This is a genomic window from Streptomyces sp. NPDC107471 (genome assembly GCF_055582845.1).
In genome coordinates this window covers 730,731-752,318 of record NZ_JBVJPC010000005.1, presented here as the reverse complement: position 1 = coordinate 752,318, position 21,588 = coordinate 730,731, and the positions used below count along the sequence as shown (strand labels likewise).

Sequence of the window (21,588 nt, the reverse complement as noted above, 5' to 3'; positions counted from 1 at the left end):
GGCGTCCGGTTGTCCACAGGCTGTGGGTTTCCGTGGGCCGGGAGTGCGGAAATGGGCGTGCCCGGGGTCCGGGGCGCACGAGATGATCCGCGCATGAGTGACAAAGACGAGCAAGGGGCCGGACAGACGGCCGACGGGGGACGACCGGAGCAGGTCACGCCCGAGGAGCCGGAGCAGGTCACGGAGGAGGAACGGCTCCGGCGCCGCCGCGTACGGCGCATCAGCGCCTACCGGAGCGCGGACCGCACGCTGGCCCGCCTCGGACTGCTCGCACCCCTGCGCGAGCGGCTCGCGCTGCTCGACGGGGCGGACGCCCTCCACGACCTGGACGAGCCGTCCGACATCTACGGCAACGGCATCGTCGCGGCCCTGGAGGAGAAGGTCGCGGGACTGCTCGGCAAGGAGGCCGCCGCCTTCTTCCCGACCGGCACGATGGCCCAGCAGGTGGCGCTGCGCTGCTGGGCCGGCCGCACCGGCAACCCCACGGTCGCCCTGCACGCGCTGGCCCACCCCGAGGTGCACGAACGCGACGCGTTCCGGGAGGTGTCCGGCCTGCGCCCGGTGCATGTGACGAGCGAACCGCGGCAGCCCACGGCCGACGAGATACGGGGCTTCGAGGAGCCCTTCGGGGCGCTGATGCTGGAACTGCCCCTGCGGGACGCCGGTTACCTGCTGCCCACCTGGGAGGAGCTCACCGAGCTCGTGGAGGCGGCGCGCGAGCGGGACGCGGTGGTGCACTTCGACGGGGCACGCCTGTGGGAGACCACCGTCCACTTCGGTCGCCCGCTGGCCGAGATCGCGGACCTCGCGGACAGCGTCTACGTGTCGTTCTACAAGTCCCTCCAGGGCTTCGGCGGGGCCGCGCTCGCCGGTCCGAGGAGCCTGGTCGAGGAGGCGAGGACCTGGCGGCACCGGTACGGCGGCGCGGTCTTCCAGCAGTTCCCGACCGTCCTGTCGGCCCTCGCCGGTCTGGAGCAGGAGCTGCCCAGGCTGCCCGAGTACGTGACCCACGCGCGCGTGGTGGCGGCCGCGCTGAGCGAGGGCTTCGACGAGGCCGGGATCGGGTGGGCGCGGGTCCGTCCCGAGGTGCCGCACACCTGCGACTTCCAGGTCTGGCTGCCGTACGGCGTCGACGAGTGCTCCGAGGCGGCGATCCGGCAGTCGGAGGAGACGGGCACGGCCCTGTTCGTGAACGCCTGGGACGAGAAGGGCCCGGGCCTGTCCATGACCGAGGTCTACGTCCGTGCCGCCGCCCTGGAGTGGACGGCGGCCGACGTGCGGGCGGCGGCCGCCGACTTCGCCGCCAGGCTGCGGGAGACCGGCAGCTCCGGCAGCTAAAGGACGTCGCCGGTGGGTCGGCAACCGGGGCCGGTCCGCCGTTGCAGCCACCGGCGCAGCGCGTGCCGTACCCGGCCCCGGGCGGGCCGTCCCGCCAGGACCGCCCGGAACCGCCGGTACGCACGCAGTTCGCGCACGGTCCGCACGTCGTGGGTGCCGGGAGCGGGCGGGACGGGGTCGCCGAGGTGCCGGGCGCGGTAGGTGTCGAGGAGGTGCTGCTGGGTGATGCTCATGGCTCCCAGGCTGCGCCGCCGCGGCGGCCGCGTCGCGTCGATTGACGCCCCCCGTCAATCGGCGACGGCGTTGTCAGTGGCGGGGTGCACCATGAGGTCATGAGCGTGCGCATCGACATCGCGGGGCTGCGGCCGGAGAGGGTCGCCGTCGTGCCCTCGCCCCTGGCCGAGCTCGGCATGGCGCTGCACGCGCTGGCCGAGCCGGGGCACCATCCGGGACTCCAGGCCTGGGTGACGGGCGTGACCGCGCGACTCGACCCGCACCTCGCCGACCGGATGTGCGAGGCGGACTTCCTGTGGCGGACGACGTTCTCGGACCTGTTCATGCCGTTCGCCGGCGTGGCGGGCCGGAGCACGCTCCCCGGGTCCTGCATCGCCGAGGACCTGGACCTGCTCGACAAGCTGACGGACGAACAGTTCGTGGACGCGGCCCTGGAGTTCACCTGCGCGCTGCCGTACTGCTCGCACGGCCCGAGCGTGCTCTCCGACAGCGCGTTGCACCGGCGTGCCCTGGAGCTGGCCGCCTCGCGCGGGCCGCGGCAGGTGCGGTTCGCCGAGCGGCTGCTGGCCGACCCGCCGCGGATCCGGGCCTGGTTCCGGCAGTTCGTGGAGGACTGCGACGAGGCGTTCTTCGCGGACACCTGGTCGCGGCTGCGCCACCAGCTCGCGGCGGACGCCCGCCACAAGACGGAGCTGCTGCGCCGCAAGGGCCTCGCGGAGGCGCTGACCGCGGTGTCACCGGCGGTCACGCTCGACGAGGCGGCCGGCCGCATCACGGTCGACAAGCTCGGCACCGGTCACAGCGCCACCGCCGAGGGCGGTCTGCTGCTGGTCCCGACGAGCCTGGGCTGGCCGCACCTGAGCGTCCTGCACCGGTACGGCTGGCAGCCCGCCCTGCACTACCCGGTCGGCTCCCCCGAGCTCGCCTCCCCGCCCTCGGTCGAGCAGTTGGCGCTGCGGCTGGGCGCGCTCTCCCATCCGGTGCGGATGCGCCTGTGCCGTCATCTGGCCCGAAGCGCCTACACCACCAGCGAGCTCGCCCAGGTGCACGGCATGACCGCCCCGGAGATATCCCGCCACCTGAGCGTCCTCAAGAAGGCGGGCCTGCTCACCACCCGCCGCCGCGGCCGGTACGTCCTGCACCAGCTCGACGTCACGGTGGTGGCGCGGCTGGGCAGCGACTTCCTGGAAGGGATCCTGCGGTAGCCCGGGCCGCCCGGCCGGGTCGTGCGCACCCGGTCCCTGAGACCCAGCCTGGTCAGGACGCCCGCCGACGCGGGTCTTCACGGTCGCCCCGAGCCGCCCGGTCCGGGCCGTGTCTCAGCCCTGGCCGCCCGCCCGCACCAGCCCCGTCTCATAGGCGAGGACCACCACCTGCACCCGGTCCCTGAGACCCAGCTTGGTCAGAATGCGGCCGACGTGGGTCTTCACGGTCGCCTCGGACAGCACCAGCCGGGCCGCGATCTCGCCGTTGGACAGCCCCTGCGCGACCAGCACCATGACCTCGCGCTCACGGCCGGTGAGGCGCTCCAGCTCCGCGTGCTGGGGCTCCTTGCCGGTGGTGGGCAGCATGGGGGCGAACCGGTCGAGCAGGCGCCGGGTCGTCGAGGGGGCGACCACGGCGTCACCGCTGTGCACCGAGCGGATCGCGGTGAGCAGTTCGCCGGGGGGCACGTCCTTGAGCATGAACCCGGAGGCGCCCGCCTTCAGCCCGGAGAAGGCGTACTCGTCGAGGTCGAAGGTGGTCAGGATCAGCACCTTCGGCGGGTCGGGCTCCGAGCAGATGCGTCGGGTGGTCTCCACGCCGTCGAGCTTCGGCATGCGCACGTCCATCAGGACCACGTCCACGGCGGTCGCGCGCAGCACCTGGAGGGCCTCCACACCGTCCCCCGCCTCCGCGACGACCTCCATGTCCGGCTGGGCTGCGAGCACCATCCGGAACCCGGTGCGCAGCAGCACCTGGTCGTCGACGAGCATCACGCGGATCGTCATGGGGCCTCTTCCGTTTCCTAGGGTTCGTACGGGGTCTCACCAGGGGGCGTGACAGGTGTCAACAGGGGGCGCGTGTCGGCGTCAATGCGCTGGTTTGAGCGGGAGCAGCGCGCTGATGCGGAATCCTCCGCCGGGACGGGGGCCCGCGTCCAGGGTGCCGCCGACCATGCCGACCCGCTCGCGCATGCCGATCAGGCCGTGGCCCGCTCCGTCGGCACCGCCCTCCTCGTACAGCTCGTGCGGGGCGCCCTTGCCGTCGTCCTCGACGAGCAGGCCGAGGCCGTCGTCGAAGTAGACCAGGCGCACGCTCGCACCCGCGTTCGGCCCGCCGTGCTTGCGCGTGTTGGTGAGCGCCTCCTGCACGATGCGGTACGCGGTGAGCTCGACGCCGCTGGGCAGCGGGCGCGGGGTGCCCTCGATCTTGAAGTCGACGGGGAGCCCGGAGCCCCGGCACTGCTCGACGAGGTCCTCGATCTGCTCGACGTCGGGCTGCGGGACGTACTCGCCGCCCTCCTGGTGCTCGCCGGTGCGCAGCACGCCCAGCAGGCGGCGCATCTCGGCGAGGGCCTGACGGCCGGTGGAGGAGATGGTCTCCAGGGCCTTCTTGGCCTGGTCGGGCGCGGCGTCCAGGACGTAGGCGGCACCGTCGGCCTGGACGACCATGACGGAGACGTTGTGCGCGACCACGTCGTGCAGTTCGCGGGCGATCCGGGCGCGCTCGGCGGCGACGGCGACCTTGGCCTGCGCCTCGCGCTCCTTCTCCAGGCGGGCGTTGCGCTCCTCCAACTGCGCGAAGTAGGCGCGGCGGGTGCGGATGGAGTCGCCGAGCACCCAGGCCAGGGCGAACGGCACGGTCTGGAAGACCATGATCGCGACGCTGCCGAGCACGCCGGAGTTCTCGTTCGGCCAGCGCAACTGCGCGACGGGGGCGGCGCACAGGCCGACCGTCAGCGCCAGCCGGGACGCCCAGCGGGTGCCCGTGGCGGCCACGGTGTAGACGATCACCAGGAAGGCGAAGTCGGCGGTCGTGGTCTCCACGTCCAGCGCGACCTGCGCCACGCCGAGCGCGATGGCCAGCAGCAGCATGCGCTCCGGCATGCGCCGGCGCAGTGCGATCACCACGCACAGCAGCACGACGACCGGGACGATCGCCAGCGGGGACTCGGTCCCCCGGGCCTCCCCGCGGGCGGTTTCGCTCACGAGCGAGATCCCGAGCAGGAAGACGGCCCAGAAGACGTCGACCCCGGTCGGGTGCCTGCGGAGGAAGTCATAGAGGCGCTGCACGTAACCCAGCGTAGGGAAGCGTGATGTGTGCAGGGGTCAACCGGAGGACCGATCCGTACCGCCCGCGCGTACTCCCCAAGGTGGAGGCCCTGTTCACCGGTGCGCCTAGCCTGACCGCGTGACCAATGACACGACGGACGGCTGGACCGGCTGGCGGGCCGCCACCGAGGCCGCCCTCTACGGCCCGGAGGGCTTCTACCGCAGGCCGGAGGGGCCCGCCGGGCACTTCCGTACGTCCGTGCACGCCTCCCCCTTGTTCGCGGTGGCCGTGGCCCGGCTGCTGTGCCGCCTCGACGAGGCGCTGGGCCGGCCGGCCCGGCTCGACTTCGTCGACATGGCCGCGGGACGCGGCGAGCTGGCCACCGGCGTCCTCGCCGCCCTGCCGGCGGAGGTGAACGCCCGCACGCGCGTGCACGCCGTCGAGGTCGCCGACCGCCCCGCCGGGCTCGATCAGCGGATCGAGTGGCGGGCCGCGCCGCCGGAGGACGTCACCGGCCTGCTGTTCGCCAACGAATGGCTGGACAACGTACCCGTGGAGATCGCCGAGACGGACTCCTCGGGTGTGCCGCGGCGGGTTCTCGTACGCCGTGACGGCCGCGAACGTCTTGGGGAGCCGGTCGCCGGGGCGGAGGCCGGGTGGCTGGAGCGATGGTGGCCGCTGTCGGCCGAGCAAGGGCTGCGCGCCGAGATCGGCCTGCCCCGCGACGAGGCGTGGGCGGCGGCGCTCGCGTCGGTCGGGCGGGGCCTCGCGGTGGCCGTCGACTACGCCCACACGGCCTCCACGCGCCCCCTCTTCGGGACGCTCACCGGCTTCCGTGCGGGCCGCGAGTGCGCCCCCGTACCGGACGGGACGTGCGACCTCACGGCCCATGTGGCGCTGGACGCGTGCGCGCTCCCCGGAGGGCGGGTGCTGACCCAGCGCGAGGTTCTGCGCGCTCTGGGCATCACGGGCGCACGCCCCCCGCTCGCACTGGCCTCCACGCATCCGGCGGAGTACGTACGCGCCCTCGCGCGCGCCGGGGAGGCCGCCGAGCTCACCGCGGCGGGCGGACTCGGCGACTTCGGCTGGCTGCTCCAGCCGGTCGGCGTCGACGGCCCGCTGGGGGACGGCTCCCTGGTCGGCTCCCTGGTCGACGCCCTACTTGTCGATGTCCCCGACCACGAAGAACAGTGACCCCAGGATCGCCACCATGTCGGCGACCAGCGTGCCGGGCAGCAGCTCGACGAGCGCCTGGATGTTGTTGTACGAGGCCGAGCGCAGCTTCAGCCGGTACGGGGTCTTCTCGCCCTTGCTGACGAGGTAGTAGCCGTTGATGCCGAGCGGGTTCTCGGTCCACGCGTACGTGTGCCCCTCGGGCGCCTTGAGGACCTTGGGCAGGCGCTGGTTGATCGGCCCGGGCGGCAGCTCGGCGAGCCGGTCCAGGCAGGCGTCGGCGAGGTCGAGGGCGTTGTGGGTCTGCTCAAGGAGGACCTCGAAGCGGGCCAGGCAGTCGCCCTCCTCGCGGGTCACCACCTTCAGGGTGTCCTGGAGCTCCCCGTAGGCGAGGTACGGCTCGTCGCGGCGCAGGTCGAAGTCGACGCCCGAGGCGCGCGCGACGGGCCCGCTGACGCCGTACGCGTGGACGGTCCCCGGGGCGAGGACGCCCACGTCCCGGGTGCGCCCGCGGAAGATCTCGTTGCCGAGGACCAGGTCGTCGAAGCGGTCCATGCGCGAGCGCACCGCGGAGACGGCGGCACGCGCACGCGTGGCCCAGCCGGCCGGCAGGTCCTCCTTGAGGCCGCCGACGCGGTTGAACATGTAGTGCATCCGGCCGCCGGAGACCTCCTCCATGACGTTCTGGAGGACCTCCCGCTCCCGGAACGCGTAGAAGACCGGGGTGATGCCGCCCAGCTCCAGGGGGTACGAGCCGAGGAACATCAGGTGGTTCAGCACCCGGTTGAGCTCGGCGAGCAGCGTGCGCGTCCACACGGCCCGCTGCGGGACCTCCATGCCGAGCATGCGCTCCACGGCGAGGACCACGCCCAGCTCGTTGGAGAAGGCCGACAGCCAGTCGTGGCGGTTGGCGAGCATGATGATCTGCCGGTAGTCGCGCGCCTCGAAGAGCTTCTCGGCGCCCCGGTGCATGTAGCCGATCACCGGCTCGGCGCTCATGATGCGCTCGCCGTCCAGGACCAGCCGCAGACGCAGCACGCCGTGCGTGGACGGGTGCTGCGGTCCGATATTGAGCACCATGTCGGTGCTCTCCGCGGCGCCGCCGATGCCGACCGTGGTCTCCGTCGTAGGAGTCATGGACACAGTCTGACCTACGTACGCTGGCCTTATGGAGACGGGGAGCGGGCAGGACACGGAAGTCGCCGGGGCCGAACCGGTGTGGACCGGGCTGCCGCGGGGGCTGCTGCGGATGCGGCGGCTGTTGCTGGTGGTGTGGCTGGGACTGCTCGCGGTGGGCCTGGGGGTGCTGCTCGGCCTGCTGTGCGGGGCGCCCTGGGCGGCGTTCGCGCTGCTGCCGCTCGCCCTGGCCGGCTGGGGCTGGGTGCTGCTCGGCCGCAACTGGCGGTCCTGGCGCTACGCCGAGCGCGCCGACGACCTGCTGATCAGCCGGGGCGTGCTGTGGCGCGAGGAGACCGTCGTGCCGTACGGCCGGATGCAGCTCGTGGAGGTCACCTCCGGGCCGGTGGAGCGGCACTTCGGGCTGGCCAGCGTCCAGCTCCACACCGCCGCCGCGGCGACCGACGCGACCATCCCGGGCCTCGACCCGGCCGAGGCCGAGCGGCTGCGCGACCGGCTCACCGAACTCGGCGAGGCCCGATCGGCGGGCCTGTGACGGCGCCGGGCGTCGACGACGCCGTACAGGAGAAGCCGGACGAGGCACGTCTTGCCGAGCGGCGGCTGCATCCCATAACGCCGCTCAGGCGGGCGTGGGCGCCGGTCGCCGTCGTCATCGGGTGGGCGGTGCACGACCCCGACCAGGCACAGCGCCAGTTGACCCGGCTGACGACCACCACGCTGCTGCTCGCCCTCGCCGTCATCGTCCCGGCCGCCGCTCTGTACGGCTTCCTCACCTGGTGGTTCACCCACTTCGCGGTCACCGACACCGAACTGCGCATCCGGACCGGCCTGTTGTTCCGGCGCACCGCGCACATCCGGCTGGAGCGGATCCAGGCGATCGACGTCACCCAGCCGCTCCTCGCGCGCGTGGCGGGCGTCGCCAAGCTCCGCCTGGACGTCGTCGGCACCGACAAGAAGGACGAACTGGCCTTCCTCGGGGAGCGCGAGGCGCGGGCGCTGCGCGCGGAACTCCTCGCCCGCGCCGCGGGGTTCGCCCCCGAGACCGCGCACGAGGTCGGTGAGGCACCGGCGCGCGAGCTGCTGCGCACGCCTCCGCGCGATCTCGCGCTCTCCCTCGTGCTGACGGGCGCCACCTGGCTCAGCCTGGTCGCCGCCCTCGTCGTGCCGTCGCTGCTGTGGTGGGCCACCCACAGCCTGTGGACGGTCCTCGCGACCGCCGTACCGCTGCTCGGCGCGGCGGGCGCGAGCAGCGTGGGGCGGTTCGTCACCGAGTACGACTGGACCGTGGGCGAGTCCCCGGACGGGCTGCGCATCGACCACGGGCTCCTGGACCGCACCCACGAGACGGTGCCGCCGGGACGCGTGCAGACCGTACGGATCGTGGAGCCCCTGCTGTGGCGGCGGCGCAACTGGGTGCGGGTCGAGCTGGACGTCGCCGGCTCGTCCAACTCCGTGCTGGTGCCCGTCGCCCCGCGCGAGGTCGCCGAGGCGGTCGTCGCGCGCGTGCTGCCCGGAGTCGTCGTACCGCCCGCGTCGGCCCTGTCACGGCCCCCGCGGCGGGCCGGACGGTGCGTGCCCGTGTGGTGGCGCGGCCACGGACTCGCCGTCACCGACGCGGTGTTCGCCTCGCGGCAGGGGCTGCTGCGCCGGAGCCTGGCGCTCGTCCCGCACGCGAAGGTCCAGAGCGTACGGCTCACCCAGGGGCCCTGGGAGCGGCTGTGGCGGGTCGCGGACGTGCAGGTGGACACGGGGGCGAACAAGACCGTCACGGCCCGCCTCAGGGACGCCCAGGAGGCCGCGGAACTGCTCGGGGCGCAGGCGGAGAGGTCGCGGACGGGACGGAAAGGGGCACGGCCCGACCGCTGGATGGTCTGACCGTGCCCCTCGCGAGCAGCCGTACGTCCGTCAGGAGACCGCGCTGCGCAGCCCCTGCAGGTCGATCTGCTCCGTCTCGTCGTGCGCCGTCAGGTCGATGACCTGGCCGATGCCCCGCGACTCCTCGTCGGCCGGCTTGAACTCCGCCTCCGACTCGGCCTTGTGCAGGGCGAGGGCCTCCTGGCCGACGACGTCGGCGAGGTCCTCGTTCTGCACGGCCTCCAGCGCGTCGCGCGAGGCCCCCGGCTTCGTGCCGAAGAAGTCGAACCCGCCCTCGACCCGCGGGCGCCGCACGGGCGCCGAGGGCACGACCGCCACCGCGGTCGGAGCGATGAAGTGCCCGGCGGGCTGCTGCCGCGGGGAGGTGGCTCTCGCCGTGGTGGAGGCGGCCGCGTGCTCATGCCCGTCGACCGCCTCGGGCTTCCCCCGCGCCTCGTCCTCCTGCGCGGCCTCCGCCCGGGTACCGGCCGTCTTCGCCGCGGCGGAACCGGCCTTCGCCGGCTGCTCCGTGGAGTCGGCCTGGTCCTTGCCGCCCGTCTCCGGCCCGAGGTCGGCCTCGGCCTTCTTCTCGGGCTTCGCCTCGGTCTTCGTCTCGGGCTTCGTCCTGACGGCTCCGTCGCCGCCCTCGTCGAGCCGCTTCAGTGCCGCGCTCGCCCGCAGGAACAGCCGGGAACCTTCCGGGGAGAAGATCGCGGGCCGCTCCGGGTCCTCCTCGGAGGCATCCGAGGAGGCGTCCGACGAGGTGTCCGAACTCTCCGCGGACTCCTCGGCCTTCGCGGCCTCCCCGACCTTCGCGGTCTCCAGGTCCTCGGCCCCCACCGCGGTCCCGGTCCCGCTCGCGGGCCCGTCCTCGGCAGCCACCGCCTCGGCCTGCGCGTCGACCGACTCCCCCGGCGGCAGCGCACGCGCGGGGGCGGCCTCTATCTCCAGCAGCCGGCGGCCCTCCAGGGCGCTCGCCCGCTCGGTCTCCGCCGTGGCGTACCGCCGCAGCAGCGCCGCGTGTTCGTTGCGCAGGCCCGCCAGCTCCGCGCGCTTCGCCCGCAGCCGCTGCTCCAGCTTGACGCGCAGCTCCCGCGACTCCTCGAGGTCGGTCTCGAGTTCGGCGACCCGCTCCTCGTGCCGCCACTCGTCGCTCGCACGCGCACGCGTGAGGTCGGCGACCTGTTTGCCCGCCTGCGCGTCCCAACGGCGCATGACGGCCGCCCCGACCACCGCGACCGCCGCGGCGACCGCGGCTATCACGCGCAGCACGGCCTGCTGCGAGAACACCCAGGGACCGAAGGCGCAGACGAGGGAGACGCCTGCGATCGCCGACGGAGGAAGCAGCCTGTGCAAAGGCGGGGAATGGCGGTGACGTCCACGTGGCATGGCCAGAAACTTACCGCGCGTAGGCGAACCATGGTGCCCCGCCCCGTAAAAACACAGCCACCCCGCACTGTTCACACGACATCAGGAATCGGAACACCCGCCGAATTCGCCGTATTGATCACTCAACGGTCGCTCGGCGCCCGCTCGTCGCCGCCGAGCCGCCCGCTCACCCACTCCAGGGTCGCCGGGATCTCCCGCCGCCAGGTGTTGAAGTTGTGGCCGCCGCTTTCGAGGATGATCGACGAGATCCGTGTCGTTTCCGTCGCCTTCACCCGCTCTATGAACTTCAACGTGTCCTTGTAGTTCGCTTCGCCCGCCCTGCTGCTGCTGACGAGCAGTGAGGTGTCGGGCGCGGGCCGGTGCTTGAGGCACCACCACAGGTCGGCGCGGTTGCGCAACGCCTTGTCGCCCTGGAAGAGATCGCCCGTGGTCGCGTCCACGGGCGCGTTGTAGTACGGCGACAGGCCCGCCCCCGCGGCGTACACCGCGGGGTGGTGCATGGCGAGTTTCAGCGCGCAGTAGCCACCCGTGGAGTCCCCGATGATCCCCCAGCTCCCCGGTTTCCTGCCCACCCGGTAGTGCTCGGCCACCGCTTCCGGAAGATCCTTCGCGAAGAACGACTCGGTCTGCGGGCCGTCCGGAACGTCCGCGCACTCGGTGTCGCGCGGCGGCGCCACCGTCGGCCGCAGCATCACCAGGATCATCGGCTGCATACGGCCGTCCTTGGTGAGTTCCAGAGCCGTGCGCGGATAGTGGAGTTTGTCCACCAGCGCTCTCGCGGTGCCCGGATAACCGGTGAGCACGACGGCGGCCGGGAAGGTGCGCGCCTGATAGCGGGCCTGGAAATACTCCGGAGGCAGATAGACGTACGCGGGACTCGCGATGCGACTCGTGGGGCCGACGATCTCGACCTTCTGGACCTGTCCGACCGACGACGGCCGAAAGCCGCCCCTTCCGGGCACGTCACCGACCTCGGTCACCCGCAGGGGCCCGCTCGACCGCTGGCCCGGGGTGTGGTCGACCACCACGCCCATGTCGGTCTCCCGGCCGAACAGATCGGCCCAGGAGGCGTAGAACCCGAAAGCCTGGTTGGCGGCCAGCCCCACCGACACGAAGATCAGGAGCTGGGTCGAGAGCAACAGCCCGACACGGCCGCTGACGGACCGCCAGCCCCGGCGCGCCAGCCGTGGCCAGAGCCACACCGTGGCGCCGAACACGGCCACGGCGGCCAGGACCGCCAGCACCAGCGTGTTGTTGCTCGTGAGACCCATTGCTTGCTTTCGCTTTCCTCGGCCTTTGAAACGGCTTTGAGGAGCTGAGTGAACCTCTCCTCACGAGACACCGTCCTAGAGGGCGCAATGTCGCCGGATGCCCGAATCGGGGCTCCGGATCCAAAGTCACTCGCAGAACCACGGGATGCGATGTCTGTCAGGACAGATGAGGAAATGTCGGGCGGGGTTCCGATCCGATCAACACGGCTGCGGCGTGCACTGCACGGACCGCGCCCCGAGGCCGTCCCCGTCCTCGTCGCCAGAGCCTGCGCGCTCGTAGGCCTGCTGGACATCGCCGCAGGCGTCTTCCCGCGCTTCCGGCACAGCCGTATGCACACCCTGGCCGAGGTGCTGCCCGGCGCGCTCGGCCCGTTCGCGGCCGCGCTCTCGCTCAGCGCCGGAGTGCTGCTGCTGCTGCTCGCGCACGGCCTCAGGCGGCACAAGCGCCGGGCCTGGCGGGCGGCCGTGGCACTGCTGCCCGCGGGCGCGCTGGCGCAGTTCACGTACCGCCACTCCCTGCTCGGCGCGGTCATCTCGCTCGCCCTGCTCGCACCGCTGCTGCGCCACCGCGACCAGTTCAGGGCACTGCCCGACCCGCGCAGCCGCTGGCGCGCGCTCGCCAACTTCGTCCTCATGGGCGCCGGTTCCCTCGTGCTCGGCCTGGTCATCGTCAGCGTGCACCCGCACCGCTTGGTCGGCGACCCGAGCCTGGCCGATCGCCTCACGCACGTCCTGTACGGCCTCTTCGGCTTCGAGGGCCCGGTCGACTACCAGGGCGACACCTCGTGGACCGTCGGCGTCTCCCTGGGCGCCCTGGGCCTGCTCACCGCGATCACCACGATCTACCTCGCCTTCCGCCCCGAGCACCCCGCCGCCCACCTCACCGAGGAGGACGAGTCGCGACTCCGGGCGCTCCTGGCCAAGCACGGCGGCCGCGACTCCCTCGGCCACTTCGCGCTGCGCCGCGACAAGGCCGTCGTCTTCTCCCCCAGCGGCAAGGCCGCCGTGACCTACCGCGTCGTCTCCGGCGTGATGCTCGCCAGCGGCGACCCGATCGGCGACGTGGAGGCCTGGCCCGGCGCCATCGAACGCTTCATGGACGAGGCCAAGGCGCACTCCTGGACGCCCGCCGTCATGGGCTGCTCGGAGACCGGCGGCGAGGTCTGGACCCGCGAGACCGGCCTGGACGCCCTCGAACTGGGCGACGAGGCGGTGGTGGACGTCGCGGATTTCTCGCTCGCCGGCCGCGCGATGCGCAACGTCCGCCAGATGGTCAAGCGCATCGAGCGGGCCGGTTACGAGACCCGGGTACGGCGCGTCCGTGACCTCGGGGAGACCGAGCTGGAGCGCATCCGGCAGGCCGCCGACGACTGGCGCGGCACCGACACCGAGCGCGGCTTCTCGATGGCCCTGGGCCGCATCGGCGACCTCGCCGACGGCGACTGCCTCATCGCCACCGCCCACAAGGCGGACGACCAGCCCGGCCCGTACGGCGATCTGAAGGCGATCCTGCACTTCGTGCCCTGGGGCACCGACGGCGCCTCCCTCGACCTCATGCGCCGGGACCGCTCCGCAGACCCCGGCATGAACGAACTGCTGATCGTCGCCGCCCTCCAGGCCGCCCCGAGGCTCGGCATCACGCGCATGTCGCTGAACTTCGCGATGTTCCGCTCCGCGCTCGCCCGCGGCGAGAAGATCGGCGCCGGACCGGTGCTGCGCGCCTGGCGGGGCCTGCTGGTCTTCCTGTCCCGCTGGTTCCAGATCGAGTCCCTGTACAAGTTCAACGCGAAGTTCCAGCCCCGCTGGGAGCCCCGCTTCGTCGTCTACCGGGCCTCCGGCGACCTCCCGCGCATCGGCTTCGCCGCCATGCAGGCCGAGGGCTTCGTCAACCTCGCCCTGCCGCTGCCCCGCTTCCTGCGCCGCCGCTCGCACACCGCACGCGCGTGTGCCCACGTGGTCGGGGAGCGGGACGTGAGAGCCGCCTGACCGCTCGCTCCGGGACCGGCCCGGACGGAAGCCCCTCCCCTCCTCCAGCCCGGGGGCTTCCGTCCGGGCCACACGCTTCTCCGTCGCCACGCGGGGCCTAGGCTGAACGCATGAGCAAGCACAGCGGACGCGGGCGCGTCGCCGGTCTTCCGGAATGGGACCGCTGCGCGGTCATGGGAGTCGTGAACGTCACCCCCGACTCCTTCTCCGACGGCGGCCGCTGGTTCGACACGACGGCCGCCGTCAAGCACGGCCTCGCCCTCGTCGAGGAGGGCGCCGACCTCGTCGACGTCGGCGGCGAGTCCACCCGCCCCGGCGCCACCCGCGTCGACGAGGCCGAGGAACTCCGCCGTGTCATCCCCGTCGTCCGCGGCCTCGCCGCCGAAGGTGTCACCGTCTCCGTCGACACCATGCGCGCCTCCGTCGCCGGACAGGCCCTCGCCGCCGGCGCGGCCCTCGTCAACGACGTCAGCGGCGGCCTCGCCGACCCCGCGATGATCCCGGTCGTCGCCGACGCAGGCGCCCCCTTCGTCGTCATGCACTGGCGGGGCTTCCTGGAGGGCGGCAACGTCAGGGGCGTCTACGCCGACGTCGTCGCCGAGGTCGTCGACGAACTCCACGCGCGCGTGGACGCCGTCCTGGCCGGCGGCATCTCCCCCGACCGCGTGGTCGTCGACCCTGGCCTCGGCTTCTCCAAGGACGCCGAGCACGACCTGGTCCTCCTCTCCCACCTCGACCGCCTCCTCGGCCTCGGCCACCCCCTCCTCGTCGCCGCCTCCCGCAAACGCTTCCTCGGCCGGGTCCTCGCCGGCCCGCAGGGCGCCCCGCCGCCCGCCCGCGAACGCGACGCCGCCACGGCCGCCGTCTCCGCCCTCGCCGCGCACGCCGGCGCGTGGGCCGTGCGCGTGCACGAGGTGCGCGCCACCGCCGACGCGGTACGGGTCGCGCGCGCCGTGGAAGGAGCGCGCACCACGGAGGCGCGCACCGGCGGGGCACACACCGGCGAGCCGCGAACCGGCGAGGCGCGCACCGCGGACAACAGCGCGGAAGGAGCCCGGTGAGCGCCCCCCACACCGACGTGGAACAGGTGGAAGCCGCCAACACCGCCTTCTACGAGGCACTGGAGCGCGGCGCCTTCGAGGAGCTCTCCTCGCTCTGGCTCACCCCCGCCGACCTCGGCGTCGACGAGAGCTACCACGACCCGGCGGACGTCGGCGTGGTCTCCTGCGTGCACCCCGGCTGGCCCGTGCTGACCGGCCGCGGTGAGGTCCTGCGGTCGTACGCGCTGATCATGGCGAACACGGACTACATCCAGTTCTTCCTCACCGACGTGCATGTCTCCGTCACCGGTGACACCGCCCTGGTCACCTGCACCGAGAACATCCTCAGCGGCGGCCCGGCACCCGAGGGCGACGAGGAGCTCGGCCCGCTCGTCGGCCAGCTCGTGGTCGCCACGAACGTGTTCCGCCGCACCTCCGAGGGCTGGAAGCTGTGGTCCCACCACGCCTCCCCGGTGCTGGCCGAGAACGGCGAGGACGAGGACGAGGAGACCCCGTCCTGACCCGACGGGACCAAGAAGTGGTTGGAATCACGAACCCCCGGGTATGGGCGGCTACCAACCCGTGAGCCGCCGGGTTCCCCGGGGGAAACACCCGGTGAAACCTCCCGGACCCGGCACCGGCCCGCGCCCCCGTGGCCCGGCCGTGTCAGTGCTCGCAGGTAGATTCGTTCGAGGCCGGGGTACCGCCCGCACACGGTACGGACCGGCCGTCACCGACGACTGCAGGAGTGATTCGCGTGGATCGTGTCGCGCTGCGCGGCCTGAAGGCCCGCGGGCACCACGGTGTGTTCCCCGAGGAACGGCGGGAGGGCCAGACCTTCGTCGTGGACCTCGTCCTCGGCCTGGACACCCGGCCGGCCGCCGCCGACGACGACCTGACGAAGACCGTGCACTACGGCGTCGTGGCGGAGGAGGTCGTGGCCGTCGTCCAGGGCGAGCCCGTCGACCTCGTCGAGACCCTCGCCGAGCGCATCGCCCAGGCCTGTCTGAAGCACGAACGGGTAGAGGAGGTCGAGGTCAGGGTCCACAAACCCGAAGCACCGATCACCGTGCCCTTCGACGACGTGACCGTCACCATCACCCGGAGCCGAGCATGACCGCGTCCTTCGCCGCGGGTCACAGCGACCCGACCGTACAGCCGGTTCCCGCCTCCGTCGTGCAGCAGGTGGACGCCGCCGACACCACCCTCCACAACCCCAAGCGCGCCGTGCTCTCCCTCGGCTCCAACCTCGGCAACCGCCTGGAGACCCTCCAGGGGGCCGTCGACGCCCTGGAGGACACGCCCGGTGTCCGCGTCAAGGCCGTCTCCCCGGTCTACGAGACGGAGCCGTGGGGAGTGGCCGCCGACAGCCAGCCCTCGTACTTCAACGCGGTCGTCGTGGTGAAGACCACGCTCCCCCCGTCCTCCCTGCTGGAGCGGGCCCACGCGGTCGAGGAGGCCTTCAACCGGGTGCGGGACGAGCGCTGGGGCCCGCGGACCCTCGACGTCGACATCGTCACGTACGCCGAGGTGGTCTCCGACGACCCGGTCCTCACCCTGCCCCACCCGCGCGCCCACGAGCGCGCGTTCGTCCTCGTCCCCTGGCACGACGTGGAACCCGAGGCCCAGCTCCCGGGCCGCGGCCCGGTCGCCGCCCTCCTGGCCGCCGTGGCGCGAAACGGCGTGGAACCCCGCAGGGACCTGGAACTCCGGCTGCCCGAATAGCCGTTAAGGTCAACACGACCACTGTCCGTGGGACCGCCCAAGGACCTCGGGGGAGCTGAAGGGGCACCGTGAGAGAGCTGCGCATCAGGCTGCTGGCCGGCGTGTTCGCCGTCGCCGGGATCCTGTCCTGGGCGGGCGCCCGCCTGTGGAACTCGATCGGGACCCTGCCCAGCGTCCCGCTGGCCGCCCCCATCGTCCTGGCCCTGATCGCCGTGGTCCTCGTGGCCACGGCGCTCTCCCTGCGCGCCCGCCTCAAGGCCCAGCGCGAGCGCCGCCCCGAGGCGAAGGGCGTCGACCCCCTGATGGCGGCCCGCGCGGTCGTCTTCGGCCAGGCCAGCGCCCTGGTCGCCGCCCTCGTCTCCGGCATGTACGGCGGCACCGGCGTCTTCCTCCTGGAGTCCCTCGACATCCCCGCCCGCCGCGACCAGGCCATCTACGCCGGCTTCTCGGTCCTCGCGGGCATCGCGGTCATAGCGGCGGCGCTGTTCCTGGAACGAGTCTGCAAACTCCCGGAGGACGACGACCGCGACACGGGAGCACCGTCGACCGCGTGACCGTCACCACGGTTCCCGGGCCAGATGACCGTTGATCAGGAAGCTCGGGTAGGGGTCCAGTCGGTAGCTGTAGAGGGTGAACGGCTTCGGGCTCTCTGCTCGGCGCAGACGCACCGCACGCACCTCGGTCCACCCCGATTCTCGGAGTTCCAGAGGGTGCTTCTCGGGCTCGAAGGTACCGCGTGAGGGCCAGCTCTCGGCCACGACGAGATGGGACGCCCGCCCGTCGCGGCGCGGGGTGAAGCGTGCCCCGATGACCTGTGCGAGCTCGGCGAGGAACGGCACATTGGCGCTGACCAACAAGCGGCCACGCCACGTCTTGGACCTGTATCCGTCGCCGTCCGTGTAACCGTCCAGAAACCCCTCGAAGGTCTCGCGGTCCCGCAGGACCACCCGCGGAAATCGCTGCCGCATATGGTGAGCGTCACCGCCCGTGTACTGCCTCATGAGATCAGCGAGATACGACGAGACCACGCGCACGCGGAACCCCGGCGCAGCACGCTGCAGATAGCCAGAGGGGCGCGTCACGGCTTCCACACGGGCCGCCAGCCCAGTCGCCGCTGACAGACAGGCTGCGAAGCGCGCGGCGAATGCCTCGTCGTTGACGACCAGGGACACATAGTTCCGGCCGACCGTCCCGTCGGCACAACTCGCCCCGATCAGGTATCCCAGCTCGTAACCGGGATGGACGGCCAACCGCTGCCGGCACAGCTTGCGCGCGGGCGTCCAGGCGAGGACCGTTCCCTCTGCGTCCCTCGCGTGGATCCATCCGTCCGGCGTGCTGAGGATCTGGTCCGGCGCGACCGTGAACGTCAGGTGATCAGTCACGACGTCCACGACCTCGCGCACCTTGGTGGTCACCACCCGCGTCACCGCCGTCTGAACCGTGCGGTCCCCGTCCAGCGTCCACAGGCGGCAGCCCACCTGCACGCTCCGCGCCCGAAGACGGCAGCCGACGGCGTTCACCGTCTGGTTGCTCGGCAGCCCGTAGCCCACCATGACTCCCCCTGATCAGACCGACCGCTTCTGATCGGGGAACGTACCGGGCGCCACTGACAATCGGGTCAGCGAGCCAATATCAGGCTCATCGCCTCAGCCCGGGTCGTAGCGTCCCGAAGCTGGCCGCGCACCGCCGATGTCGTGGTCTTGGCGCCCGGCTTGCGAATCCCGCGCACGGACATGCACATGTGCTCCGCCTCGATGACGACGATCGCACCACGCGCCTCGAGGATCCGCATCAGGGAGTCCGCGATCTGCGTGGTGAGTCGTTCCTGCACCTGCGGGCGACGGGCGAACACCTCGACGAGACGCGCGAGCTTCGACAAGCCTGTGATCTTGCCTGTCTCCGCCGGGATGTACCCGATGTGAGCAACGCCGTGGAAGGGCAGCAGATGATGCTCACAGAGACTCACGATCTCGATGTCCTTCACCAGGACCATCTCGTCGTGCCCCAGGTCGAACGTGGTCGTCAGCACGTCCTCCGGCACCTGCCAAAGCCCCGCCAGGATTTCGCGGTACGCCCGCGCCACCCGCCCAGGCGTCTCCCGGAGGCCCTCGCGGTCCGGGTCCTCGCCGACCGCGATCAGGAGTTCGCGTACGGCGTTCTCGGCGCGCTTCTCGTCGAACTCGCCGATGGAGCCCTCGCCGTCCAGCGTCACGGGGTCGGTCATCTGGTGCCTCGTTCCTAGAGTCCTCGCGGCCGAAAAACGCCGCGACCCCCCAGGCTAAAACCTGGGGGGCGCGGCATCCATTCCGGGCCCGGTGAGGTCACCGGGGCGGGACGGTGAGCGTCAGCTCTCGGGGCGCTCCTCGGGAACCGCGTCCGGGGCCTGCTCCGACGCGGTGGCCTTGGCGGTGGTGATCGCCGGGGTCGCGCCGTTGGCGCCGTTCGTCAGTGCGAGCTCCTTGGGGGAGAGCACCGGCGGCCGGGTGGAGGGCGTACGCCGGGAGGAACCGGTCCAGGCCGGCCGCGGCGGACGCTTGACGATGGGGGCGAAGATCTCGGCGATCTGCTCCTTGCCCAGCGTCTCCTTCTCCAGAAGCTGGAGCACCAGGTTGTCGAGGACGTCGCGGTTCTCGACCAGGATCTCCCAGGCCTCGTTGTGCGCGTTCTCGATGAGCTTCTTGACCTCTTCGTCGACCAGCGCGGCGACCTCTTCCGAGTAGTCGCGCTGGTGAGCCATCTCACGTCCGAGGAACGGCTCGGTGTTGTCGCCACCGAACTTGATGGCGCCGAGACGCTCGGTCATGCCGTACTGCGTGACCATCGCGCGGGCCGTCGCCGTGGCCTTCTCGATGTCGTTCGCGGCGCCGGTGGTCGGGTCGTGGAAGACCAGTTCCTCGGCGGCGCGACCGCCCAGCATGTAGGCGAGCTGGTCGAGCATCTCGTTGCGGGTGGTCGAGTACTTGTCCTCGTCCGGCAGGACCATGGTGTAGCCAAGGGCACGGCCTCGGGAGAGGATCGTGATCTTGTGGACCGGGTCGGAGTTCGGGGAGGCCGCCGCGACCAGGGCGTGTCCGCCCTCGTGGTACGCGGTGATCTTCTTCTCCTTGTCCGACATGATCCGGGTCCGCTTCTGCGGGCCCGCCACCACACGGTCGATCGCCTCGTCCAGCATGGAGTTGTCGATCAGCTTCTTGTCGCTGCGGGCGGTGAGCAGGGCGGCCTCGTTGAGGACGTTGCTCAGGTCCGCGCCGGTGAAGCCCGGCGTGCGACGCGCGACGGCCGACAGGTCGACATCGGGCGCGACCGGCTTGCCCTTCTGGTGGACCTTGAGGATCTCCAGACGGCCCTGCATGTCCGGGCGGTCGACCGCGATCTGGCGGTCGAAGCGGCCGGGGCGCAGGAGGGCCGGGTCGAGGATGTCGGGCCGGTTCGTCGCGGCGATGAGGATCACGCCGCCCTTGACGTCGAAGCCGTCCATCTCGACGAGCAACTGGTTCAGCGTCTGCTCGCGCTCGTCGTGACCGCCGCCGAGGCCGGCGCCGCGGTGGCGGCCGACCGCGTCGATCTCGTCGACGAAGACGATCGCCGGGGCGTTCGCCTTGGCCTGCTCGAACAGGTCACGGACTCGGGAGGCACCGACACCGACGAACATCTCGACGAAGTCGGAACCGGAGATCGAGTAGAACGGCACGCCGGCCTCGCCCGCGACGGCGCGCGCGAGCAGGGTCTTGCCGGTGCCGGGGGGGCCGTACAGCAGTACGCCCTTGGGGATCTTGGCCCCGACCGCCTGGAACTTCGCCGGTTCCTGGAGGAACTCCTTGATCTCGTGGAGCTCCTCGACGGCCTCGTCCGAGCCTGCGACGTCCGAGAACGTCGTCTTCGGGGTGTCCTTGGTGATGAGCTTCGCCTTGGACTTCCCGAAGTTCATGACCCGGGAGCCGCCGCCCTGCATCTGATTCATCAGGAACAGGAAGACGACCACGATGAGGACGAAGGGGAGCAGGGAGAGCAGGATCCCGACGAAGGCGTTCTGCTTCGTCGGAGAGACGGTGTACCCGTCGGGGATCTGCTTGTCCTGGTACTTGGTCTGCAGCGTGTTGGCGATGGTCACGCCCTGGTCGCCGATGTAGCTCGCCTGGATCTTCGAGCTGCCCTCGACCTTTTCGCCGTCCTTGAGCTGCACCTTGATGGTGTTCTCGTCGCCGGTGGTCAGCTTGGCTTGTTCGACCTTGTTGTCATTGATCGCCTGGACGACCTGGCCGGTGTCCACCGTCTTGTAGCCGCCGGACGAGCCGACGACCTGCATCAACACGACCACGGCAAGGACGGCCAGCACGATCCACATGACCGGCCCACGGAAGTATCGCTTCACGTCCATCCATACGGAGCGGTGCCGCCCCGTCCCTCCTGCCATAGTGAGTTTGATAAGACAGTTCTTCTGACGGTACCCCAGCATCGTCGCCCGAAGCCGCACGGGAGGGCTGGCGGACCCGTCTGCATGCTCCAACGGCGCGAAACCCGCAAGGGTTCCCGATCGTCCTACAAAGACGGCTCTGTTGGCTCAGCGGACGCCGCAGCCACGCTCAGCCGCCGTAGACGTGGGGCGCGAGCGTACCGACGAACGGGAGGTTTCGGTACTTCTCGGCGTAGTCGAGACCGTAGCCCACGACGAACTCGTTGGGGATGTCGAAGCCGACCCACTCGACGTCGATGGCGACCTTGGCGGCGTCCGGCTTGCGCAGCAGGGTGCACACCTTGAGCGACTCCGGCTCGCGCGAGCCGAGGTTGGACAGCAGCCAGGACAGGGTCAGGCCGGAGTCGATGATGTCCTCGACGATCAGGACGTGCCGGCCCTTGATGTCGGTGTCGAGGTCCTTGAGGATCCGCACCACGCCGGAGGACTGGGTGCCCGCGCCGTAGGACGACACGGCCATCCAGTCCATCGTGACGGGGGTGGACAGCGCCCGGGCGAGGTCGGCCATGACCATCACCGCGCCCTTGAGGACGCCGACGATCAGCAGGTCCTTGCCCGCGTACTCCGCGTCGATCTTCGCGGCGAGCTCCACGAGCTTCGCGTCGATCTCTTCCTTGGTGATGAGTACCTCTTTGAGGTCGGCACCCATGTCTTTCGCGTCCACCCGCATCACTTTCGGTCGTCACACCAGCCGTCCGTCGCCCTCCGGAAG

General features: G+C 71.6%; 21 protein-coding genes. 11 read left to right on the top strand and 10 right to left on the bottom strand.

Translation table 11 applies throughout. The features are described 5' to 3' along the window. The first annotated feature begins 93 nt into the window (after positions 1–93). Positions 94–1,338 (top strand): threonine aldolase family protein, encoded by a 1,245-nt coding sequence (locus ACZ66S_RS20890; protein WP_469902974.1) that lies wholly within the window; start codon positions 94–96, stop codon positions 1,336–1,338. Here ACZ66S_RS20890 and ACZ66S_RS20885 read toward each other — a convergent pair. After that, entirely contained in the window at positions 1,335–1,571 is a 237-nt protein-coding gene (locus ACZ66S_RS20885; RefSeq protein WP_469902973.1) for a hypothetical protein, read from the bottom strand. The genes ACZ66S_RS20890 and ACZ66S_RS20885 overlap by 4 nt on opposite strands. A 99-nt stretch (positions 1,572–1,670) precedes the next feature. Between ACZ66S_RS20885 and ACZ66S_RS20880 the strand changes: the two genes are divergently transcribed. Next, positions 1,671–2,777, top strand: coding sequence for a DUF5937 family protein (locus tag ACZ66S_RS20880; RefSeq protein WP_469902972.1), 1,107 nt, complete (start codon positions 1,671–1,673; stop codon positions 2,775–2,777). Positions 2,778–2,891: 114 nt separating this feature from the next. Here the strand turns inward: ACZ66S_RS20880 and ACZ66S_RS20875 are convergent, their stop codons facing one another. Then, a complete protein-coding gene (locus ACZ66S_RS20875; RefSeq protein WP_469902971.1) occupies positions 2,892–3,563 on the bottom strand; it encodes a response regulator transcription factor in 672 nt (223 codons plus the stop codon). Positions 3,564–3,644: 81 nt separating this feature from the next. Then, positions 3,645–4,847 (bottom strand): sensor histidine kinase, encoded by a 1,203-nt coding sequence (locus ACZ66S_RS20870; protein WP_469902970.1) that lies wholly within the window; start codon positions 4,845–4,847, stop codon positions 3,645–3,647. A 118-nt stretch (positions 4,848–4,965) separates the two neighbouring features. On the opposite strand from ACZ66S_RS20870, the gene ACZ66S_RS20865 reads away from it, so the two are divergent. After that, positions 4,966–6,021, top strand: coding sequence for an SAM-dependent methyltransferase (locus tag ACZ66S_RS20865; RefSeq protein WP_469902969.1), 1,056 nt, complete (start codon positions 4,966–4,968; stop codon positions 6,019–6,021). Here the strand turns inward: ACZ66S_RS20865 and ACZ66S_RS20860 are convergent. Beyond that, positions 5,986–7,137 carry an NADH-quinone oxidoreductase subunit D gene (locus ACZ66S_RS20860; RefSeq protein ID WP_469902968.1) on the bottom strand — a complete coding sequence of 384 codons (1,152 nt, stop codon included), beginning with the start codon at positions 7,135–7,137 and terminating at the stop codon, positions 5,986–5,988. The two genes, ACZ66S_RS20865 and ACZ66S_RS20860, sit on opposite strands and share 36 nt — an antisense overlap. A 31-nt stretch (positions 7,138–7,168) precedes the next feature. Here ACZ66S_RS20860 and ACZ66S_RS20855 point away from each other — a divergent pair, with 31 nt between their 5' ends. Next, complete coding sequence (locus ACZ66S_RS20855; RefSeq protein ID WP_469902967.1) at positions 7,169–7,672, top strand: PH domain-containing protein; 504 nt, start codon at positions 7,169–7,171, stop codon at positions 7,670–7,672. Continuing rightward, positions 7,669–9,012 carry a PH domain-containing protein gene (locus ACZ66S_RS20850; protein WP_469902966.1) on the top strand — a complete coding sequence of 448 codons (1,344 nt, stop codon included), beginning with the start codon at positions 7,669–7,671 and terminating at the stop codon, positions 9,010–9,012. The genes ACZ66S_RS20855 and ACZ66S_RS20850 overlap by 4 nt, the downstream gene beginning before the upstream one ends. A gap of 30 nt (positions 9,013–9,042) precedes the next feature. On the opposite strand, the gene ACZ66S_RS20845 is transcribed toward ACZ66S_RS20850, so the two are convergent. Together ACZ66S_RS20845 and ACZ66S_RS20840 are read right to left on the bottom strand one after the other, a co-directional pair. Beyond that, positions 9,043–10,380, bottom strand: coding sequence for a prolipoprotein diacylglyceryl transferase (locus tag ACZ66S_RS20845; protein ID WP_469902965.1), 1,338 nt, complete (start codon positions 10,378–10,380; stop codon positions 9,043–9,045). Positions 10,381–10,502: 122 nt separating this feature from the next. Next, the gene (locus ACZ66S_RS20840; RefSeq protein WP_469902964.1) at positions 10,503–11,651 is read right to left on the bottom strand and encodes an alpha/beta hydrolase; all 1,149 of its coding nucleotides are present in this window, start codon (positions 11,649–11,651) and stop codon (positions 10,503–10,505) included. Positions 11,652–11,825: 174 nt separating this feature from the next. Here ACZ66S_RS20840 and ACZ66S_RS20835 point away from each other — a divergent pair, with 174 nt between their 5' ends. The 6 genes from ACZ66S_RS20835 (at position 11,826) to ACZ66S_RS20810 (ending at position 16,956) form a co-directional block, all read left to right on the top strand. Beyond that, positions 11,826–13,637: a phosphatidylglycerol lysyltransferase domain-containing protein gene (locus ACZ66S_RS20835; RefSeq protein WP_469902963.1), complete on the top strand. Its 1,812-nt coding sequence runs from the start codon at positions 11,826–11,828 to the stop codon at positions 13,635–13,637. A gap of 110 nt (positions 13,638–13,747) precedes the next feature. Next, positions 13,748–14,698: a dihydropteroate synthase gene (gene folP / locus ACZ66S_RS20830; protein WP_469902962.1), complete on the top strand. Its 951-nt coding sequence runs from the start codon at positions 13,748–13,750 to the stop codon at positions 14,696–14,698. Next, positions 14,695–15,198, top strand: a complete 504-nt coding sequence (locus tag ACZ66S_RS20825; protein WP_469902961.1) for a nuclear transport factor 2 family protein — start codon at positions 14,695–14,697, stop codon at positions 15,196–15,198. Before folP ends, ACZ66S_RS20825 begins: the two co-directional genes overlap by 4 nt. Positions 15,199–15,434: 236 nt before the next feature. Next, complete coding sequence (gene folB, locus ACZ66S_RS20820; RefSeq protein ID WP_469902960.1) at positions 15,435–15,794, top strand: dihydroneopterin aldolase; 360 nt, start codon at positions 15,435–15,437, stop codon at positions 15,792–15,794. After that, a complete protein-coding gene (gene folK / locus ACZ66S_RS20815; protein ID WP_469902959.1) occupies positions 15,791–16,402 on the top strand; it encodes a 2-amino-4-hydroxy-6-hydroxymethyldihydropteridine diphosphokinase in 612 nt (203 codons plus the stop codon). The genes folB and folK overlap by 4 nt, the downstream gene beginning before the upstream one ends. Before the next feature lie 68 nt (positions 16,403–16,470). Continuing rightward, the gene (locus tag ACZ66S_RS20810) at positions 16,471–16,956 is read left to right on the top strand and encodes a DUF3180 domain-containing protein (protein WP_469902958.1); all 486 of its coding nucleotides are present in this window, start codon (positions 16,471–16,473) and stop codon (positions 16,954–16,956) included. A 3-nt stretch (positions 16,957–16,959) separates the two neighbouring features. Here the strand turns inward: ACZ66S_RS20810 and ACZ66S_RS20805 are convergent, their stop codons facing one another. The 4 genes from ACZ66S_RS20805 to hpt all read right to left on the bottom strand — a co-directional run bounded on the left by ACZ66S_RS20805 (position 16,960) and on the right by hpt (position 21,546). Next, entirely contained in the window at positions 16,960–17,955 is a 996-nt protein-coding gene (locus ACZ66S_RS20805; RefSeq protein WP_469902957.1) for a hypothetical protein, read from the bottom strand. Positions 17,956–18,020: 65 nt separating this feature from the next. Next, entirely contained in the window at positions 18,021–18,626 is a 606-nt protein-coding gene (gene folE / locus ACZ66S_RS20800; RefSeq protein WP_037717573.1) for a GTP cyclohydrolase I FolE, read from the bottom strand. Between the two features lie 120 nt (positions 18,627–18,746). Next, positions 18,747–20,780, bottom strand: a complete 2,034-nt coding sequence (ftsH, locus tag ACZ66S_RS20795; protein ID WP_469902956.1) for an ATP-dependent zinc metalloprotease FtsH — start codon at positions 20,778–20,780, stop codon at positions 18,747–18,749. Positions 20,781–20,985: 205 nt separating this feature from the next. Then, positions 20,986–21,546, bottom strand: coding sequence for a hypoxanthine phosphoribosyltransferase (gene hpt, locus ACZ66S_RS20790; RefSeq protein WP_020122574.1), 561 nt, complete (start codon positions 21,544–21,546; stop codon positions 20,986–20,988). Positions 21,547–21,588: the final 42 nt, after the last annotated feature.

What these genes read in the sequence shown, in the direction of transcription:
- hpt (WP_020122574.1), bottom strand. Translation starts at nt 21,546, where the DNA reads ATGCGGGTGGACGCGAAAGACATGGGTGCCGACCTCAAAGAGGTACTC.
- ACZ66S_RS20885 (WP_469902973.1), bottom strand. Translation starts at nt 1,571, where the DNA reads ATGAGCATCACCCAGCAGCACCTCCTCGACACCTACCGCGCCCGGCAC.
- folK (WP_469902959.1), top strand. Translation starts at nt 15,791, where the DNA reads ATGACCGCGTCCTTCGCCGCGGGTCACAGCGACCCGACCGTACAGCCG.
- folP (WP_469902962.1), top strand. Translation starts at nt 13,748, where the DNA reads ATGAGCAAGCACAGCGGACGCGGGCGCGTCGCCGGTCTTCCGGAATGG.
- folE (WP_037717573.1), bottom strand. Translation starts at nt 18,626, where the DNA reads ATGACCGACCCCGTGACGCTGGACGGCGAGGGCTCCATCGGCGAGTTC.
- ACZ66S_RS20840 (WP_469902964.1), bottom strand. Translation starts at nt 11,651, where the DNA reads ATGGGTCTCACGAGCAACAACACGCTGGTGCTGGCGGTCCTGGCCGCC.
- ACZ66S_RS20855 (WP_469902967.1), top strand. Translation starts at nt 7,169, where the DNA reads ATGGAGACGGGGAGCGGGCAGGACACGGAAGTCGCCGGGGCCGAACCG.
- ACZ66S_RS20890 (WP_469902974.1), top strand. Translation starts at nt 94, where the DNA reads ATGAGTGACAAAGACGAGCAAGGGGCCGGACAGACGGCCGACGGGGGA.
- ACZ66S_RS20835 (WP_469902963.1), top strand. Translation starts at nt 11,826, where the DNA reads ATGTCGGGCGGGGTTCCGATCCGATCAACACGGCTGCGGCGTGCACTG.
- ACZ66S_RS20805 (WP_469902957.1), bottom strand. Translation starts at nt 17,955, where the DNA reads ATGGTGGGCTACGGGCTGCCGAGCAACCAGACGGTGAACGCCGTCGGC.
- ftsH (WP_469902956.1), bottom strand. Translation starts at nt 20,780, where the DNA reads ATGGACGTGAAGCGATACTTCCGTGGGCCGGTCATGTGGATCGTGCTG.
- ACZ66S_RS20875 (WP_469902971.1), bottom strand. Translation starts at nt 3,563, where the DNA reads ATGACGATCCGCGTGATGCTCGTCGACGACCAGGTGCTGCTGCGCACC.
- ACZ66S_RS20860 (WP_469902968.1), bottom strand. Translation starts at nt 7,137, where the DNA reads ATGACTCCTACGACGGAGACCACGGTCGGCATCGGCGGCGCCGCGGAG.
- ACZ66S_RS20880 (WP_469902972.1), top strand. Translation starts at nt 1,671, where the DNA reads ATGAGCGTGCGCATCGACATCGCGGGGCTGCGGCCGGAGAGGGTCGCC.
- ACZ66S_RS20845 (WP_469902965.1), bottom strand. Translation starts at nt 10,380, where the DNA reads ATGCCACGTGGACGTCACCGCCATTCCCCGCCTTTGCACAGGCTGCTT.